Annotated in this window: 16 protein-coding genes; 6 read left to right on the top strand and 10 right to left on the bottom strand. The window is 60.7% G+C overall.

What is annotated here, in order from left to right:
* Positions 1 to 13: 13 nt before the first annotated feature.
* Positions 14 to 493: an RNA pyrophosphohydrolase gene (locus tag HBJ59_RS15810; protein ID WP_003176750.1), complete on the bottom strand. Its 480-nt coding sequence runs from the start codon at positions 491 to 493 to the stop codon at positions 14 to 16.
* Positions 494 to 636: 143 nt separating this feature from the next.
* Between HBJ59_RS15810 and HBJ59_RS15805 the strand changes: the two genes are divergently transcribed.
* Entirely contained in the window at positions 637 to 1,293 is a 657-nt protein-coding gene (locus tag HBJ59_RS15805) for an HAD family phosphatase (RefSeq protein ID WP_167664067.1), read from the top strand.
* 112 nt (positions 1,294 to 1,405) lie between these two features.
* On the opposite strand, the gene HBJ59_RS15800 is transcribed toward HBJ59_RS15805, so the two are convergent.
* Both HBJ59_RS15800 and ilvA read right to left on the bottom strand, forming a co-directional pair.
* Entirely contained in the window at positions 1,406 to 1,819 is a 414-nt protein-coding gene (locus tag HBJ59_RS15800) for a DUF2269 family protein (protein ID WP_076013032.1), read from the bottom strand.
* 40 nt (positions 1,820 to 1,859) lie between these two features.
* Complete coding sequence (gene ilvA / locus HBJ59_RS15795; RefSeq protein ID WP_003213834.1) at positions 1,860 to 3,374, bottom strand: threonine ammonia-lyase, biosynthetic; 1,515 nt, start codon at positions 3,372 to 3,374, stop codon at positions 1,860 to 1,862.
* Positions 3,375 to 3,510: 136 nt separating this feature from the next.
* On the opposite strand from ilvA, the gene rpiA reads away from it, so the two are divergent.
* Together rpiA and HBJ59_RS15785 are read left to right on the top strand one after the other, a co-directional pair.
* Complete coding sequence (rpiA, locus tag HBJ59_RS15790) at positions 3,511 to 4,182, top strand: ribose-5-phosphate isomerase RpiA (protein WP_008438935.1); 672 nt, start codon at positions 3,511 to 3,513, stop codon at positions 4,180 to 4,182.
* 316 nt (positions 4,183 to 4,498) lie between these two features.
* The gene (locus HBJ59_RS15785; RefSeq protein WP_167664066.1) at positions 4,499 to 6,451 is read left to right on the top strand and encodes an autotransporter domain-containing protein; all 1,953 of its coding nucleotides are present in this window, start codon (positions 4,499 to 4,501) and stop codon (positions 6,449 to 6,451) included.
* Here the strand turns inward: HBJ59_RS15785 and HBJ59_RS15780 are convergent, their stop codons facing one another.
* The 4 genes from HBJ59_RS15780 to HBJ59_RS15765 form a co-directional block, all read right to left on the bottom strand.
* On the bottom strand, positions 6,452 to 7,360 hold the full coding sequence (locus tag HBJ59_RS15780) for an SdiA-regulated domain-containing protein (protein WP_167664065.1): 909 nt from the start codon (positions 7,358 to 7,360) through the stop codon (positions 6,452 to 6,454).
* 118 nt (positions 7,361 to 7,478) lie between these two features.
* Entirely contained in the window at positions 7,479 to 8,408 is a 930-nt protein-coding gene (locus HBJ59_RS15775; RefSeq protein ID WP_167664064.1) for an SdiA-regulated domain-containing protein, read from the bottom strand.
* A gap of 245 nt (positions 8,409 to 8,653) precedes the next feature.
* Positions 8,654 to 9,319 (bottom strand): fumarylacetoacetate hydrolase family protein, encoded by a 666-nt coding sequence (locus HBJ59_RS15770; protein WP_010167806.1) that lies wholly within the window; start codon positions 9,317 to 9,319, stop codon positions 8,654 to 8,656.
* A gap of 22 nt (positions 9,320 to 9,341) precedes the next feature.
* Positions 9,342 to 10,736, bottom strand: coding sequence for an FAD-binding oxidoreductase (locus HBJ59_RS15765; RefSeq protein ID WP_076013036.1), 1,395 nt, complete (start codon positions 10,734 to 10,736; stop codon positions 9,342 to 9,344).
* Between the two features lie 204 nt (positions 10,737 to 10,940).
* Between HBJ59_RS15765 and serA the strand changes: the two genes are divergently transcribed.
* Positions 10,941 to 12,170: a phosphoglycerate dehydrogenase gene (serA, locus tag HBJ59_RS15760; RefSeq protein ID WP_076013037.1), complete on the top strand. Its 1,230-nt coding sequence runs from the start codon at positions 10,941 to 10,943 to the stop codon at positions 12,168 to 12,170.
* 140 nt (positions 12,171 to 12,310) lie between these two features.
* Here serA and HBJ59_RS15755 read toward each other — a convergent pair whose 3' ends face one another.
* On the bottom strand, positions 12,311 to 12,751 hold the full coding sequence (locus HBJ59_RS15755) for a DUF4399 domain-containing protein (RefSeq protein ID WP_063026439.1): 441 nt from the start codon (positions 12,749 to 12,751) through the stop codon (positions 12,311 to 12,313).
* A 134-nt stretch (positions 12,752 to 12,885) separates the two neighbouring features.
* Here HBJ59_RS15755 and HBJ59_RS15750 point away from each other — a divergent pair, with 134 nt between their 5' ends.
* Positions 12,886 to 13,665, top strand: coding sequence for a transporter substrate-binding domain-containing protein (locus HBJ59_RS15750; protein WP_076013038.1), 780 nt, complete (start codon positions 12,886 to 12,888; stop codon positions 13,663 to 13,665).
* 110 nt (positions 13,666 to 13,775) lie between these two features.
* Here the strand turns inward: HBJ59_RS15750 and HBJ59_RS15745 are convergent, their stop codons facing one another.
* Positions 13,776 to 14,270: a DUF523 domain-containing protein gene (locus tag HBJ59_RS15745; RefSeq protein ID WP_167664201.1), complete on the bottom strand. Its 495-nt coding sequence runs from the start codon at positions 14,268 to 14,270 to the stop codon at positions 13,776 to 13,778.
* Between the two features lie 2 nt (positions 14,271 to 14,272).
* On the bottom strand, positions 14,273 to 14,905 hold the full coding sequence (locus HBJ59_RS15740) for a 2OG-Fe(II) oxygenase (RefSeq protein ID WP_076013039.1): 633 nt from the start codon (positions 14,903 to 14,905) through the stop codon (positions 14,273 to 14,275).
* A 131-nt stretch (positions 14,906 to 15,036) separates the two neighbouring features.
* On the opposite strand from HBJ59_RS15740, the gene HBJ59_RS15735 reads away from it, so the two are divergent.
* Positions 15,037 to 15,789, top strand: coding sequence for a DUF2059 domain-containing protein (locus HBJ59_RS15735; protein ID WP_063026433.1), 753 nt, complete (start codon positions 15,037 to 15,039; stop codon positions 15,787 to 15,789).
* The last annotated feature ends 51 nt before the right edge of the window (positions 15,790 to 15,840 follow it).

The raw sequence follows: 15,840 nt of genomic DNA, 5'->3' as shown, positions 1-15,840 counted from the left end.
TCGAACTCCGTCGTCAGTCGCGCGCTAAAAGGCGCGGGGCAAGCTCTTTAAGAGCGCGACGATAAACCTCGCGCTTGAATGTCACCACCTGGCCCAACGGATACCAATAACTGACCCAGCGCCAGCCATCGAACTCCGGTTTACCGGTCAAATCCATCCGCACCCGCTGCTCGTTGGAGATCAGGCGCAGGAGAAACCATTTCTGTTTCTGGCCGATGCACAGCGGTTGGCTGTGGGTACGCACCAGACGTTGCGGCAAACGATAGCGCAACCAGCCTCGGGTGCAGGCCAGAATTTGCACATCTTCACGTTCAAGGCCTACTTCTTCGTTCAACTCACGGTACAAGGCGTCTTCAGGGGTTTCGTCGGGGTTGATTCCGCCTTGAGGAAACTGCCAGGCATCTTGGTTGATACGGCGAGCCCATAGCACCTGTCCGGCATCATTCGTAAGAATAATCCCGACATTAGGACGGAAACCATCGGGGTCGATCACGGCAACAACCTCGCAAACGCATGTCACCGCATTGTTCCACAAAGATTGATACAGCGGCAACGAGGCTGCTTACCTTATGTGCACTCTTGTGAAAAGACCGTATTCTGGACGCCTTTTTACAGACATTTCAGCGAGTAACTGCAATGCGCCTGGCTTTATTCGACTTGGACAACACGCTTTTGGGGGGTGACAGCGATCACGCCTGGGGCGATTACCTCTGTGAACGCGGGATTCTCGACGCCGTGGCCTACAAGGCCCGCAACGATGAGTTCTACCAGGACTACCTGGCCGGCAAGCTGGATAACGCCGAGTACTTGAACTTCTGCCTGGAAATCCTCGGCCGCACCGAGATGGCCCAGCTGGATGAATGGCACCGTGACTACATGCGCGACTGCATCGAGCCGATCATGCTGCCCCAGGCGGTTGAATTGCTGGCCAAGCACCGGGCGGCGGGCGACAAGCTGGTGATCATCACCGCGACCAACCGTTTTGTGACGGCACCGATTGCCGAGCGGCTGGGGGTTGAAACCCTGATTGCGACGGAATGCGAGATGGAAGGTGGCCGTTACACCGGGCGCAGCACGGATATCCCGTGCTTTCGCGAAGGTAAAGTGACGCGCTTGAATCGTTGGCTGGAAGAGACCGGGTATAGCCTGGAGGACAGTTACTTCTATAGCGATTCGATGAATGACCTGCCGTTGCTGGAGCAGGTGACGAACGCGGTGGCGGTGGATCCGGATCCGAATCTGCGGGCTGAGGCTGAGAAGCGTGGTTGGCCGGTGATTAGCCTGCGCGGCTGATAACGCTTTCGCGAGCAAGCCCGCTCCCACATTTGATCGAGTTCCACCGTTGGAATGCAGTCGAATGTGGGAGCGGGCTTGCTCGCGAATGAAGGCGACCCGGTTTCAAGCCTTAAACGGGTTTAGCACCCATCAACCCGGCAATCGCCACAAACCCCACCAAACTGACCACGGCCAGCGCCACGGTGAAGTTCACACTCCCCGCCCCGCCCAACCGCAGTCGATTAAGCCGCGCCACCAGCCAGAACCAGCTCAGCGCCGCCACGGTGTAGATCACGCTCGAACCCAGAATCCAGGTTTGCCCCAGCGGCCAGCCGATCAAGTGCGCCAGCCACCAGCCGGTGAACGGCATGCTCACCACGCAAATCCCCATCAACAACCACACAAACACCCACGGCCGCTGCACGGTATAGGCAGGCCCTGCGCTGCGTTTGCGCCAGGCCAGCACCGCCAGCGCGACGCCGCTGAGCAGCAGCAACACCGTGGCCGCGATGTGGATAACTTTAAGGGTGGTCAGCGTTTCCATGTTCTCGATTCCTTGAAGGCCGCTCAGTCAGCGTAGTCGCTCAACCGAGGAACAGTTGGTAGGCCGGGTTATCACTTTCATCCCAGTACGGGTAGCCAATGGCTTCCAGCGCCGCCGGCACCAGGTGGCGCTCGTCCGCCGGCACTTGCAGGCCCGCCACTACGCGCCCGTCAGCGGCGCCGTGGTTGCGATAGTGGAACATCGAGATGTTCCAGCGCCCGCCCAATTTGTTGAGGAAGTTAAACAACGCTCCCGGACGTTCCGGGAATTCGAAGCGGAACACCACCTCGTCGCTGACGTGCGCCGCATGGCCACCGACCATATGACGGATGTGCAGCTTGGCCAGTTCGTTTTCCGTCAGGTCCAGCACCGGGAAACCCTGGCTGGTAAGGCTGGCGATCAGCGCGCTGCGCGGGTCATTTTCCGGGTGGGTCTGCACGCCGACAAAAATGTGCGCTTCGCGGCCAGAGTGGTAGCGGTAGTTGAATTCGGTGATCTGGCGCTTGCCCACGGCCTCGCAGAAGGCCTTGAAGCTGCCCGGCTTCTCGGGGATGGTCACGGCGATGATGGCTTCGCGGCCTTCACCCAACTCGGCGCGCTCGGCCACATGGCGCAGGCGGTCGAAGTTGACGTTGGCCCCGGAATCAATGGCCACCAGGGTTTGCCCGGTGATGCCACGGGTCTCGACGTACTTCTTGATCCCGGCCACGCCCAGGGCGCCAGCCGGCTCCGTGATGGAGCGGGTGTCGTCGTAGATGTCCTTGATCGCCGCGCAGATTTCATCGGTGCTGACGGTGATCACTTCATCCACGTAGTCCTTGCAGATGTCGAAGGTGTGCTGGCCGATCTGCGCCACTGCCACGCCGTCGGCGAAGATGCCCACGGTCGGCAATACCACGCGCTCGCCCGCCGCCATGGCGGCTTGCAGGCAGTTGGAGTCGTCCGGCTCGACGCCGATGATCTTGATTTCAGGCCGCAGGTATTTCACGTACGCCGCGATCCCGGCGATCAGGCCACCACCGCCCACCGGGACGAAAATCGCGTCCAGCGGCCCCGGGTGCTGGCGCAGAATCTCCATCGCCACCGTGCCCTGCCCGGCAATGGTGTGCGGATCATCGTAGGGGTGAATGTAGACGTAGCCTTTTTCGTCGACCAGCTTCAGCGAATACGCCAGCGCTTCCGGGAAAGAATCCCCGTGCAGCACCACTTTGCCGCCACGGGAGCGCACGCCTTCGACCTTGATCTCGGGCGTGGTCTTGGGCATCACGATGGTGGCCTTGACCCCCAGCACCTTGGCCGCCAGGGCCAGGCCCTGGGCGTGGTTGCCCGCTGAAGCGGTGACCACGCCGCGCGCACGTTCTTCGGCGCTCAGTTGGGTCAGCTTGTTGTAGGCACCGCGAATCTTGAACGAGAACACCGGCTGCAAGTCTTCGCGCTTGAGCCAGACCTTGTTACCCAGGCGCTCGGAGAGCTGGCGGGCGGTCTGCAGCGGGGTTTCTACGGCAACGTCGTAAACGCGCGAGGTGAGGATCTTTTTGACGTACTGTTCAAGCATCGGAAAGCATCACTGGGCGGGTTGGGCAGGGCCAAGGAGTCTAACCCAGCGTTCGGCCGGGCGACCACACGAAAACCGAGGTTTTGTTGGGTTATACTCGCGCCCCTCTTTACTCCCCGCCCGTTCCGGAGCCCGCATGACCCAGGATCAACTCAAACAGGCAGTGGCCCAGGCCGCCGTCGATTTAATCCTTCCTAAACTCGACGATAAAAGCATCGTCGGTGTCGGCACCGGCTCCACCGCCAACTGCTTTATCGATGCGCTGGCCCTGCACAAGGGCGCTTTCGACGGTGCGGTCGCCAGCTCCGAAGCCACCGCTGCGCGGCTCAAGGGCCACGGCATTCCGGTGTATGAGCTGAACACCGTCAGCGACCTGGAGTTCTATGTCGACGGCGCCGATGAAAGCGACGCACACCTGAACCTGATCAAGGGCGGCGGCGCAGCACTGACCCGCGAGAAGATCGTCGCGGCCGTGGCCAAGACCTTCATCTGCATCGCCGATGCCAGCAAACTGGTGCCCGTACTTGGCGCGTTCCCGCTGCCGGTTGAAGTGATCCCGATGGCCCGCAGCCACGTGGCCCGCGAGCTGGTGAAGCTGGGCGGCGACCCGGTGTACCGCGAAGGCGTGCTGACCGACAACGGCAACATCATCATCGACGTGTTCAACATGCAGATCACCAACCCGGTGGAGCTGGAGCGCCAGATCAACGCCATCGTCGGCGTCGTCACCAACGGCCTGTTCGCGGCACGCCCGGCTGACGTATTGCTGCTGGGCACCCCGGAAGGCGTGAAAACCCTCAAAGCCTGAACCGCTCCTCCGCTGTAGGAGCGGGCTTGCCCGCGAAAAACCAACAAGCGCCTCGCCCGCTCAGGACGACCCGCGTTACCGGTAACGTTTTTCGCGAGCAAGCGTGCTCCTGCAAGCAGCATTTGCGCTCACCCTCGGCCGAAACCGAGCACCCGCCACAGCATCTCTCGCCGCGCTTCGTATCAAATCTGTTACAAATTACAGCCAGGCGACTCGTGCGTTTAACAATGCGCCAATTCGCCGCCGCCCATGGAATGAGGCGCGCATTGTGCAAAAGGTCTCGGCTCCCGACTCCAATCACTTCAAGGAAGACCCTGTGATAAAGCCTCTAGCCCTCGCTGTCAGCGTTGCCAGTGCCCTGCTGTCCACCAGCGCCCAGTCATACGATTACGGCCAACACGCCAACACCACCCTGGAAACGCTGATCAACGACTATCCCGGTCGCTATCGCGGCACCACCAATTTCGCCGGGGCCGCCGATTGGATGCAAAGCCAGATGGGCAGCGCCTATAACATCAGCCGCCAGGATTTTTCCTGGACTGCCAGTGGCACCTCCCGCAGTTCGCAAAACGTGGTGGCCTACGCCGCCGGCACCAAGCCGCAATATGTGGTGATCGGCGCGCACTTCGACACCTACTTTGGTCGCCCCACCTTGCAAGGCCTCGATGACAACGGCTCCGGCGCCAGTGTGCTGACCGAGGTGGCAAAAAACCTGGGCGGGTTGCAGTTGGAGAACGGCCTGCAAATCGTCGGCTTTGGCGCGGAGGAAGAAGGCTTGCGCGGCTCGAAAGCCTTCGTCAACTCATTGAGCGCCAGCCAGAAGGCCAACATGCTGGCGATGATCAACCTCGACAGCCTGATCACCGGCGACATGATGTACGCCCACGCCGGCCAGAACAGCACGGCCAACCTGGCGCTGGCGTCGTTGCGCGAGCACACGTTCCAGATCGCCAGGGAGCTGAACATTCCGCTGTTCACCAACCCCGGCCTCGACCCGCAATACCCCAAGGGCACCGGCTGCTGCAGCGACGGCGAACCTTTCGAGCCGCTGAATATCCCGATCCTGTACATCGAAGCAACCAACTGGGAATTGGGCGACCTGGATGGTTACACCCAGACCAACAACCCGGCCATCCCCGGCGGATCGACCTGGCACGACCCTACCGAGGACAACAAGGACGTGCTGACCAACGCCTTCGGCCAGGAACGTATTGACCAGCGCCTGCGGGACTATTCGCGGCTGCTCAGCCGGCTGGTATTGGAGTTGACCAATGCCGACTTGATGGCCTCCACCGCCTCGGGTGGCGCCGTTGCGCGCAACATGCAGGACAACCTGCAACGCCAGCATCAGTCGATGGTGCGCCTGCACGATCGCCGCTGGCTGACCCTGCAGTCGGCTAGCCGCGAGGTCGGCAGCTTCGATGGCGAAATCGGTGTAGACGGCGAATACAACCCCGACAGTGGTTTCGACGCCGCCCCCAACCCCGAGGCGCGGAGTCTCGGCCTGCATGCCCTGGGCGACTACCAGTTGAGTTCCAGCCTGAACCTCGGCGCCAGCCTCAGCTACCTCAATGGGCGCGACAAGCTTGAGCATCGCGGCAAACTGCAAAGCGACACCTGGCAGGCAGCCGCTTACGCACTGTTGAATGACGGCGGCCCGAGCTGGCTGGCCGGCGACTTGAGCGTGGGCCACAGTCGCTTTGACTCCCGGCGCAATTTGCTGATCCAGGCCAACGGTGGGCCGGTATTGCTCAATCAGCACCTGACTGGGAAAACCGATGCGCTGGCATTGGGCGCGCGGGTGCTGGGCGGCTATGACTTCGACTTCGGCGCGATCAAGAGCGGGCCCTTTGCCGAGCTGGACTACACCCATTACCGCATCGATAAATTCCATGAAAAGCAGGACCTGCGTACCGCCCTTGAGTACGAAGAACAGTCGTTCGACTCACTTGAAGCCAGCCTCGGCTGGCGTGTGCGCGGTGCTGTCGCCTTGCCTTATGGCCTGAGCCTGATGCCTTACGCCGACATCGCCTGGGTCAAGGAACTGGCCGACGGCCGCCTGGACGACCTTGACCTGACCGCCCGCGCCGATGGCCAGGCACGCACGGCCCGGCTGGGGTCAGTAGATAAAAGTTTCGGCCGCGCCCAGGTCGGCAGCCAACTGGCAATCACTCCGCAGTTAGGCGTGTATGCCGAAGTGAACGGCCGATTGGGCCATGCCGAGGGTAGCCAGACCGGCTATTCGCTGGGCGTGCAGTGGATGTTCTGATCAGGGCTTCTTGAACACATAAAAGAGGTTCGGCTCACTGACCATGTACAACGTGCCGTCGTTGTCCATGGCAATCCCCTCGGCCTGAGGCACTCGCTGCTTCAGGCCATGGCGCCCCTTGAGCAGCGACAAACTGCTCAGGGGACGACCGTCGATATCCAGTTCCAGCACCAGGAATGACTCATCCGACAGCGCCAGCAAATGGCCGCTGCGCTCGTCGTATTGCAGGCTCGACAGGTCGCGCACAAACAACCCGGCATCGCGCTTGGGGTTGTTGATCACGTGCACCGAGTAGGTTTTTTCCGGTTTGAAATGGGGAAAGCCGTGCACCTCGTAGATCAGCATCGGGTCCCGCTCCTTGGCCACAAACAGGCGCTTGCCCACCGAGTCATAGGCCAGGCCTTCGAAGCCATTATTGCCACCCAGGTGCACGCCGAGGGTCATTTGCTCGGCGTCGGCGGCATCGAGGAATTGGGTGTCGTCATCCACATGGACCTTGATCAGCCGCTGCTGGCGCTCGTCGCTGATGACGTAGGTGTTGTCGCTGATGTACTCCACCGCCTCCGCATCACCAAACCCCACCAGCGCAATGCGCCGCAGGATTTTGCCCTCCAGGGACAGCTCCACCAGCTCGGCATTCTTATTGGTCACGGTAAACAGGCTGTTGCGCACCGGATCAAAGGTCAGGGCCGAGACATCATCGTTGAGGCCGTCGATCACCTGCGCCTCCAGGGCCACCCGGTAATCTCCAAGGCCAATGGAATGTTCCCCGGCGGGATTGCGCCAGGATTGCCAGTTGAACCAGGCACGCTCGAACAGACGCAATTGCTGGGCAACCACACCGCAAGCCACCAGGGCGATCAGGATCAGGATGAAAAAAGCAGGTTTGGGACGGGCAAGTCGACGCATCGGGGCGGGGCTCAAAGTGAAAACTGGCGAATGAATATCACGGTCGCCTGAATTTAAACTTAAACGCCCCGGGTGTCTGGCAGATGCCGCAAATAGCGAAAAATCTGACGTAATCGAACTACTGCGCCTGTTTCTCGAAACGGTAGAACAGGTTCGGCTCGCTGACCATGTACAGCGTGCCGTTCTCGTCCATGGTTACGCCTTCGGCACGGGGAATGGTGTTCTTCAAGCCATTGAAGCCACCGAGCAAAGTCATGAAGCTGACTTGCTCGCCCTTTTCGTCGAGTTCCAGCAGCAGATGGGAATCGGCCGACAGCGCCAGCATATGGCCAGTACGCGGGTCGACGGTCAGTGCCGAGAGGTTGCGCATGTCCAATTCGGTGCTGGCGAGCTTCTGCTTGTCACCGGTGAGCGTCTGGCTGCCGTCGCTTTTCCAGGTAAACAGGGCCGGCGGGCGTTCTTCGCCGAGGATCAGCTGTTGATTGCGCTTGTCCCAGGTGATCGCTTCGAAGGCTTTGTTCTGGTCCTTCGAGGGGCCGAGGTCATAGGACGGGAAGTCGGCTTTGCTCAACTGCTGGGTCTGCGGGTCAACCTTGATGATGGTCAGGCTGTGCTGACGCTCATCGACCACAGCCATCAGGCCGTTTTCCATCATGGTCACGCCTTCCGGGTTGTTCCAGCCGTTGAGCGGCATCTTGCGCAGCACGTCGCCTTGCAGGGTCAGTTCAACCAGGAACGGGTTCTTACCCATGACCGAGAACAGGGTCTTGGTCAGCGGGTTATACGCCAGGTCCGAGGCTTCGTCCTTCTCCATGCCGGGCAGCAGCTTGGCGTCGATCACCGCGTGGCAGTCCGGGAGCCAGACACTTTCCAGGCGCTCGGTCGGGGTTTCGAAGCCCTCCGCCACCCACAACACGCCGCGATCGTCCCAATGCATGGCCCAGGCCACGCCATAGATGATCGCGCCGGCCAGGAACAGCCAGGAATACCAGCGCATGGCAAGGCGTGAACGCAACGTGGGTTTTACGGAGGGGAGAGGCACGGCCATTACGCTTTCCAGAAAGTCAGCTTTAGGGGATAGCACAGGATCACAAGGTCCGCGCGCAGGAGGCTGAGGATTATCCGGATGGGGTGTGAAAAAAATGCAAAAACCGATTTTGCAGCCATACACCGATCAAATGTGGGAGCGGGCTTGCTCGCGAAGGCGGTGGATCAGCCAATACATCCGGCGACTGACACACCGCATTCGCGAGCAAGCCCGCTCCCACATTTTTGATCGCGTTTCGCCAGGTATTAGCGAACGCTGCTTTCGAACCGGCTCACACCCGGCAATTCCAGCACCAGCTCATCGCCCACGTTCAGCGGGCCCACGCCTGCCGGCGTACCGGTGAGGATCACATCACCGGCCTGCAGCGAGAAGCAACCGGCCATGTACTGGATCATCGGGATGATCGGGTTGAGCATGATCGCGCTGTTGCCGTCCTGGCGCACTTCGCCATTGATGGTCAGGCGAATGCCGATGTCAGTCACGTCCGGGAAGGTACTGCCGACCACGAACGGTGCAATCACTGCCGCGCCATCAAACGACTTGGCGATTTCCCACGGCAGGCCCTTGGCTTTCAGCTCGGCCTGTTTGTCCCGCAGGGTCAGGTCCAGGGCCGGGGCAAAGCCGGAGATGGCGTCCAGCACTTCCTCGCGGCTCGGCTTGGTCGACAGCGGCTTGCCGATCAACACCGCGATTTCCGCTTCGTAGTGCACCGAACCGCGCTCGGTAGGAATGGCGAAACCGCCTTCCAGCGCCACCACGCAGCTGCCGGGTTTGATAAACAGCAGCGGCTCGGTGGGTACCGGGTTATCCAGTTCCTTGGCGTGTTCGGCGTAGTTACGCCCGATGCACACCACTTTCCCTAGCGGAAAGTGAATATTGGTGCCGTCGACATATTTGTGCTGATAGCTCATGGACCGACTCCTTCAGGGACTGTTAAACAGCGAAAATCTTGCCCGGGTTCATGATCCCGTTCGGGTCGAACACCGCTTTCACTGCCTTCATGTATTCGATTTCAACCGGCGAGCGGCTGTAGGTCAGGTAGTCGCGTTTGGTCATGCCTACGCCATGTTCGGCGGAGATCGAGCCGTTGTACTTCTGCACGGTCTCGAACACCCACTTGTTGACGGTGGCGCACTTGGCGAAGAACTCATCCTTGCTCAGGTTTTCCGGCTTGAGGATGTTCAGGTGCAGGTTGCCGTCGCCGATGTGGCCGAACCAGACGATTTCGAAGTCCGGGTAGTGTTCGCCGACGATCGCGTCGATTTCCTTCAGGAAGGCCGGCACTTTCGACACAGTCACCGAAATGTCGTTCTTGTACGGCGTCCAGTGGGAGATGGTCTCGGAGATGTACTCGCGCAGCTTCCACAGGTTGTGCAGTTGGGTTTCGCTCTGGCTCATCACGCCGTCCAGCACCCAGCCCTGCTCCACGCAGTGTTCGAACGTGGCCAGGGCGTCGTTGGCCACTTCTTCGGTGGTCGCTTCAAATTCCAGCAGCGCGTAGAACGGGCAGTCGGACTCGAACGGCGCCGGCACGTCGCCGCGCGCGAGGACTTTGGCCAGGGCCTTGTCGGAGAAGAACTCGAAGGCGGTCAGGTCCAGCTTGCTCTGGAAGGCGTGCAACACCGGCATGATCGAGTCGAAATCGGTGGTGCCGAGCACCATCGCGGTGAGGTTTTTAGGCGCCCGGTCCAGGCGCATGGTCGCTTCGACCACAAAGCCCAGGGTGCCTTCCGCGCCGATGAACAGCTGGCGCATGTCGTAGCCGGTGGCGTTCTTGATCAGGTCTTTATTCAGCTCCAGCAAGTCGCCCTTGCCGGTGACGACTTTCATGCCGGCGACCCAGTTACGGGTCATGCCGTAGCGAATGACCTTGATCCCGCCGGCATTGGTGCCGATATTGCCGCCAATCTGGCTGGAACCGGACGAAGCGAAGTCCACCGGGTAATACAGGCCTTTTTCTTCGGCGACGTTCTGCAATTGCTTGGTGACCACGCCCGGCTGGCACACGGCGGTGCGGTCGGTGAGGTTCACGTCGAGGATCTGGTTCATATAGTCGAACGACACGACCACTTCGCCATTGGCCGCTACCGCAGCAGCCGACAAGCCGGTACGGCCACCGGACGGCACCAGCGCCACCTTGTGTTCATTGGCCCAACGGACGATGGCCTGCACCTGTTCGGTGGTCTTCGGGAAGACGATGGCCACCGGAGCCGGGGCGAAATGCTTGGTCCAGTCCTTGCCGTAAGCCTCAAGGGAGTCAGCATCGGTCAGGACCTTGCCAGGCTCAACCAGGGTCTTCAGCTCATCAATCAGGGCAGGATGGGTCATCGACAGAACTCTCGAACAATTCATGGTCATCCTGAGAACGCTTCACGTCGCAGGAATGGGTGTTTAGCGGGGCACGTATGCTAGCATACCGCCCCCGCAGGATAGTGCCCAAGGGCGTTCTGCGGTGACGGCTTTCCTGCCGTCCGGGTCAGCTTGCGCTGCTCGATTCCCTGCCATTTTTCTCCGGGATACAGGTTTACGCAGATGAGCAAGACTTCTCTCGATAAGAGCAAGATCAAGTTCCTTCTTCTGGAAGGCGTCCACCCATCGGCCGTCGAAGTTCTGAAGGCTGCTGGGTACTCCAGCATTGAGTACATCACCAGTTCTCTGCCGGAAGCCCAGCTCAAGGAAAAGATCGCCGACGCGCACTTTATCGGCATTCGCTCCCGCACTCAGCTGACCGAAGAGATCTTCGATCACGCCAAGAAGCTTGTCGCTGTAGGTTGTTTCTGCATCGGCACCAACCAGGTCGACCTCAACGCAGCGCGCGAGCGCGGCATCGCGGTGTTCAACGCACCGTACTCCAACACCCGCTCCGTGGCTGAGCTGGTATTGGCCGAGGCCATCCTGCTGTTGCGCGGTATCCCGGAGAAGAACGCCTCCTGCCACCGTGGCGGCTGGATCAAGAGCGCAGCCAACTCCTTCGAAATCCGCGGCAAGAAGCTGGGTATCGTCGGTTACGGCTCGATCGGCACTCAACTGTCGGTTCTGGCCGAAGGCCTGGGCATGCAGGTGTTCTTCTACGACACCCTGACCAAGCTGCCATTGGGCAACGCCACTCAGGTGTCGAGCCTGACCGAGCTGCTGGGCATGTCCGACATCGTGACCCTGCACGTACCGGAAACCGCTGAGACCCAGTGGATGATCGGCGAGAAGGAAATCCGTGCCATCAAGAAGGGCGGGATCCTGATCAACGCCGCACGTGGCACTGTTGTTGAGCTGGACGCCCTGGCCGACGCGATCAAGGACAAGCACCTGATCGGCGCCGCCATCGACGTGTTCCCGGTAGAGCCGCGCTCTAACGACGACATCTTCGAAAGCCCGCTGCGCGGCCTGGACAACGTGATCCTGACCCCGCACATCGGCGGCTCCACCGCTGAAGCCCAAGCCAACATCGGCCTGGAAGTGTCGGAGAAACTGGTCAAGTACAGCGACAACGGTACGTCGGTGTCCTCGGTCAACTTCCCGGAAGTGGCCCTGCCGGCTCACCCTGGCAAGCACCGTCTGCTGCACATCCACCAGAACATCCCTGGCGTGATGATGGAGATCAACAAGGTCTTCGCGGAAAACGGTATCAACATTTCCGGTCAGTTCCTGCAGACCAACGAGAAAGTCGGCTACGTGGTTATCGACGTAGACGCCGAATACTCGGACCTGGCGCAAGAGAAGCTGCAACACATCAAAGGCACTATCCGTAGCCGCGTGTTGTTTTAATCCCGTAGGAGCGGGCTTGCCCGCGAAAAACGTTAACGAAAACGCGTGCATCCTGGATGCACGCAGTGCCCTCAGGTTTTTCGCGAGCAAGCTCGCTCCTACAAATAAAAAACGGGAGCCCCGCAAGGGGCTCCCGTTTTTTATTTCACATTAACCGTGATGACTTTTGACGCTACAGTCGGGTTGAACTGCATATGCAGCTTGTCGCCGGCTACCAGTTGCAGCGTGTGCTTGCCTGGGGTGAGGGTCAGCTCGGTTTCGGTCTGGGCCTTGCCGTAGTGGATCACGGTGTCGGTGGCCGGGATTGGCACGCTGGCGTCAGGCAGGGCTTTCTGGTCGATCAACAGGTGGTGGTGGCCGGTGCCAGGATCCTGGCTGGTGGCCGGGGCCAGTTTCAGGCCTTCCATCCCGAATTTCACGGTGAAGGTTTTATCGACAGTGGCGCCATCCTTCGGCGACACGATGAACACTTTGGCACCTTCTGGTGGAGCGCTGCGCGGAATGCCATCAGCAGCGGTCGCCAACATCGAAGCACCCAGCAGCAGGCTGGCCAGGGTTGCACGGGTCAAAAAGGCTTTCATTCACTTCTCCAGTTTTTCGGTGAAATCTGTAGGGTTATGACAACTTCGCGACAAATTGCTGTCCAAGGCACTCAACACCATAGCAAAGCGAGCCGGAACAGCGCCTCGCTCATTCGAATTCTTTAGGAGAGACCATGCGCTTCCTGCCTGGCCTGTTACTTTTACTTCCCCTTGTGAGCCCCTTGGCCCACGCCGAACTGATCGACGATGTGTTTGACCGTGGGGAATTGCGCATCGCCCTGGAAGCCAACACCCCGCCCTTCAACTTCAAGGAAGGCGACAAACTCACCGGCTTTGAAGTGGAGCTGGGTGAGTTACTGGCCAAGGAAATGGACGTACGCCCCTCCTTTATCACCGTCGATGCCGCCGAGTTGCTGGCGGGCGTGGAAAGCGCCAAGTACGACGTGGCCATCAACCATATCGCTATGACTCCTGAACTGGCGGATCGTTTCGACTTCAGCGAGCCCTACAGTTACTCCAGTGCACAGCTGATCGTGCGCAAGCAGGAACAACGCCCGCTGGGCAGCTTCGCGGCGCTCAAGGGCAAGGCGCTGGGCGTGGCCCAGGGCAGTCAGTTTGTGGAGCAGGCGCGCACCGCCGAGGGCGTTGATTTGCGTAGTTATGCCGATGCCAAGCAGCCGATCAAGGACGTCGCAGACCAACAGATCGATGCCGCCATCAGTGACCGGTTGCTGATTCCCTACGCGATTCGCGACAGCCAGTTGCCGGTGAAAGAGGGTGCAGACGTTGGCCCTACGCTGAGCCTGGCGATTCCGTTCCAGAAGGGTAACCCGGCGTTCAAGGCCAGCCTGGACAAGGCCCTGCAACGGGTGAAGGCCGATGGCCGGCTGACGGCGTTGTCGGAGAAGTGGTTCGGAATGGATGCGAGCAAGCCGGTCAAAAAGGCCGAATAAACGACTCGGTCAATGTGGGAGCGGGCTTGCTCGCGAATGCGGTGGGTCAGCTTGAGCATCGGGTGACTGACACTGCGCTTTCGCGAGCAAGCCCGCTCCCACATGTTGATCTATGTCGGGCTGGAGAGTTTTGCCAGGGCCGCTGCCGCTTCGGGCAGTTCCAGCTCACTGAACACCAACACCCCATGGCGCTTGAGCAATGCCGCCGTCACGCCTTCGCCCGTGACCTTCACACCGGTGAAGGTGCCGTCATAGGTCAGCAGATTGCCGCAAGACGGGCTGTTGGCCTTGAGCACGGCGACCCGGATGTTGTGACGCTGCACCAAGGCCAACGCCTGGCGGGCACCCTCGAGGAAAGCTTCGCTGAAGTCTTCGCCCTGGGCCGTCAGCACCTGGGCGCGGCCTTCCCACACGTCAATCCCCTGCCCGCCCGGGATCTCGGCGGACGGCCGTGGCGTCGGCAAACCTCCCGCAACCTCGGGGCACACGGCAACCACCCGGCCTTCCGCCTGCCATGCGGCGAGTTGGTCGAAAGGCCCGCTGGCGCCTCCGTCGTAGCGTACCCGGTGCCCCAACAGGCAGCGGCTGACCAGAATCTTTTGCATCATCAGAACGGCTCGTTACCCCGCCGGCGAAACCAGCCGGTAAGGGACAGGCGTTCGCGGGTGGCGGGCATGACTTCATGGGGGATCTCCCCCGACAGGAACACCACCAGGCAACCGCCGATGGGCACCACATCGTATTCGACGTCGCCCTTGAGGTACATGCGCAACTGGCCACCATGCTCCGGCAGCCAGGCGTTGTTCAAGTAGATCACTGCCGACACCATGCGCCGGTCGTCATCGCGAAAGCGGTCGACATGCTTGAGGTAAAACGCCCCCGGCGGGTACATCGCGAAGTGGCTTTCGAAGTCTTCCAGGCCCAGGAACAGGCCCCGGTTCATCGCCACCCGCAGGCTGTCCATCAGCTCGAGGTAGGTGTCGCAGGCGACTACTTCACCCGGCTCCAGCCACTGGATATGGTCACCCCGAATGCCCTCGCGAATCTCCTGGGACGGCCCGCGCCCGACGGCTGCCGGCGCCAATTCACCCTCGGCGGCGCGTTTATGGCACTCAGCCGCCAGTTCGAGGGTCAGAGCCTCGGGCAGGAAGATATTCTGCTGCGACCAGCCTTGTGCGGCCAGGTCATCGACAATGCGTAACAGCAGCGGGTGATCGGAGGGTATGGGCATGGCGCGCATAGTATCCATACGCCTGTGAATCCGACAGAGCCGCCGAGCGTCTGAATACACTTTAGTCAGGTGACCGATAGGATTTCTCGACAAATCCTACGCCCGACACGGACAATAGTGGCCGACTGACAGGAGTCCCTATGCGTCGTTTGTTTTTTTCCTTGCTGATGCTCTGCGTTTTGCCCGCCTGGGCAGACAGCCATGACCAGTTGTACAAGGTCGCCGGCTGGGCAGACCAGCGCGCGCATTTTAATGACGCCCTCAGTGCCGCCCAGCAACGCTACCGCAATAGCCTGCCGCCGGCGGTGTATCAAGCGCTGGTGGACAACAGCAATAAACGCTTTGCGCCGCAGTCGGTAGACCAGCGCGCCGAAGCACAGCTACGCAAGAATCTGGCGGACCCGAAGCCGGCGTTGGCCTTTTTCCAATCGCCCCTTGGCCGCAAGATTGTCGCCGCCGAGTTGCTGGCCACGCGCCGGGATCAACTGGCGAAGAATGCCCAGGGCTTGCCCCATATGGAAGCCGACGCCACCCGCAGCCTGATCATCGGCCACCTGGCCCAGGCGCTGCCTGCGCGGGAAGCCGGGGCTGAAGTCAGCCTGGCGATTGCCGGTGTGGCGGCCGACAGCTTGAGCCAGATGATCCCCGGCCTGTTGGGCGGCGGTCAGGCGCAAGGCATGTTGAACGGCCAGCGTGAGCGCTTGATGCAGCAGATTGGCAATGATTTGAACAACACGTTGCTGTACGTCTACCGGGATCTGTCTGACCCGGAGCTGGAGGAGTTCGCGACGTTCGCGGAGTCGCCGGATGGCAAGGCGTACTACAAGGCGGCATTGGCGGCGATCCGGGCCGGGCTGGCGGTCGGGCAGAGCACCTCAAGCCTGGCGCCGTGATCAGCCTGTAGGAGCAAGCTTGCTCGCGATGGTCGTCAACGATTACGCGGG

This window comes from Pseudomonas sp. AN3A02 (genome assembly GCF_011765255.1).
GTDB lineage: Bacteria > Pseudomonadota > Gammaproteobacteria > Pseudomonadales > Pseudomonadaceae > Aquipseudomonas.
Note: the sequence above shows the minus strand (reverse complement) of the source record. Positions and strands in the feature narration are given on the sequence as shown.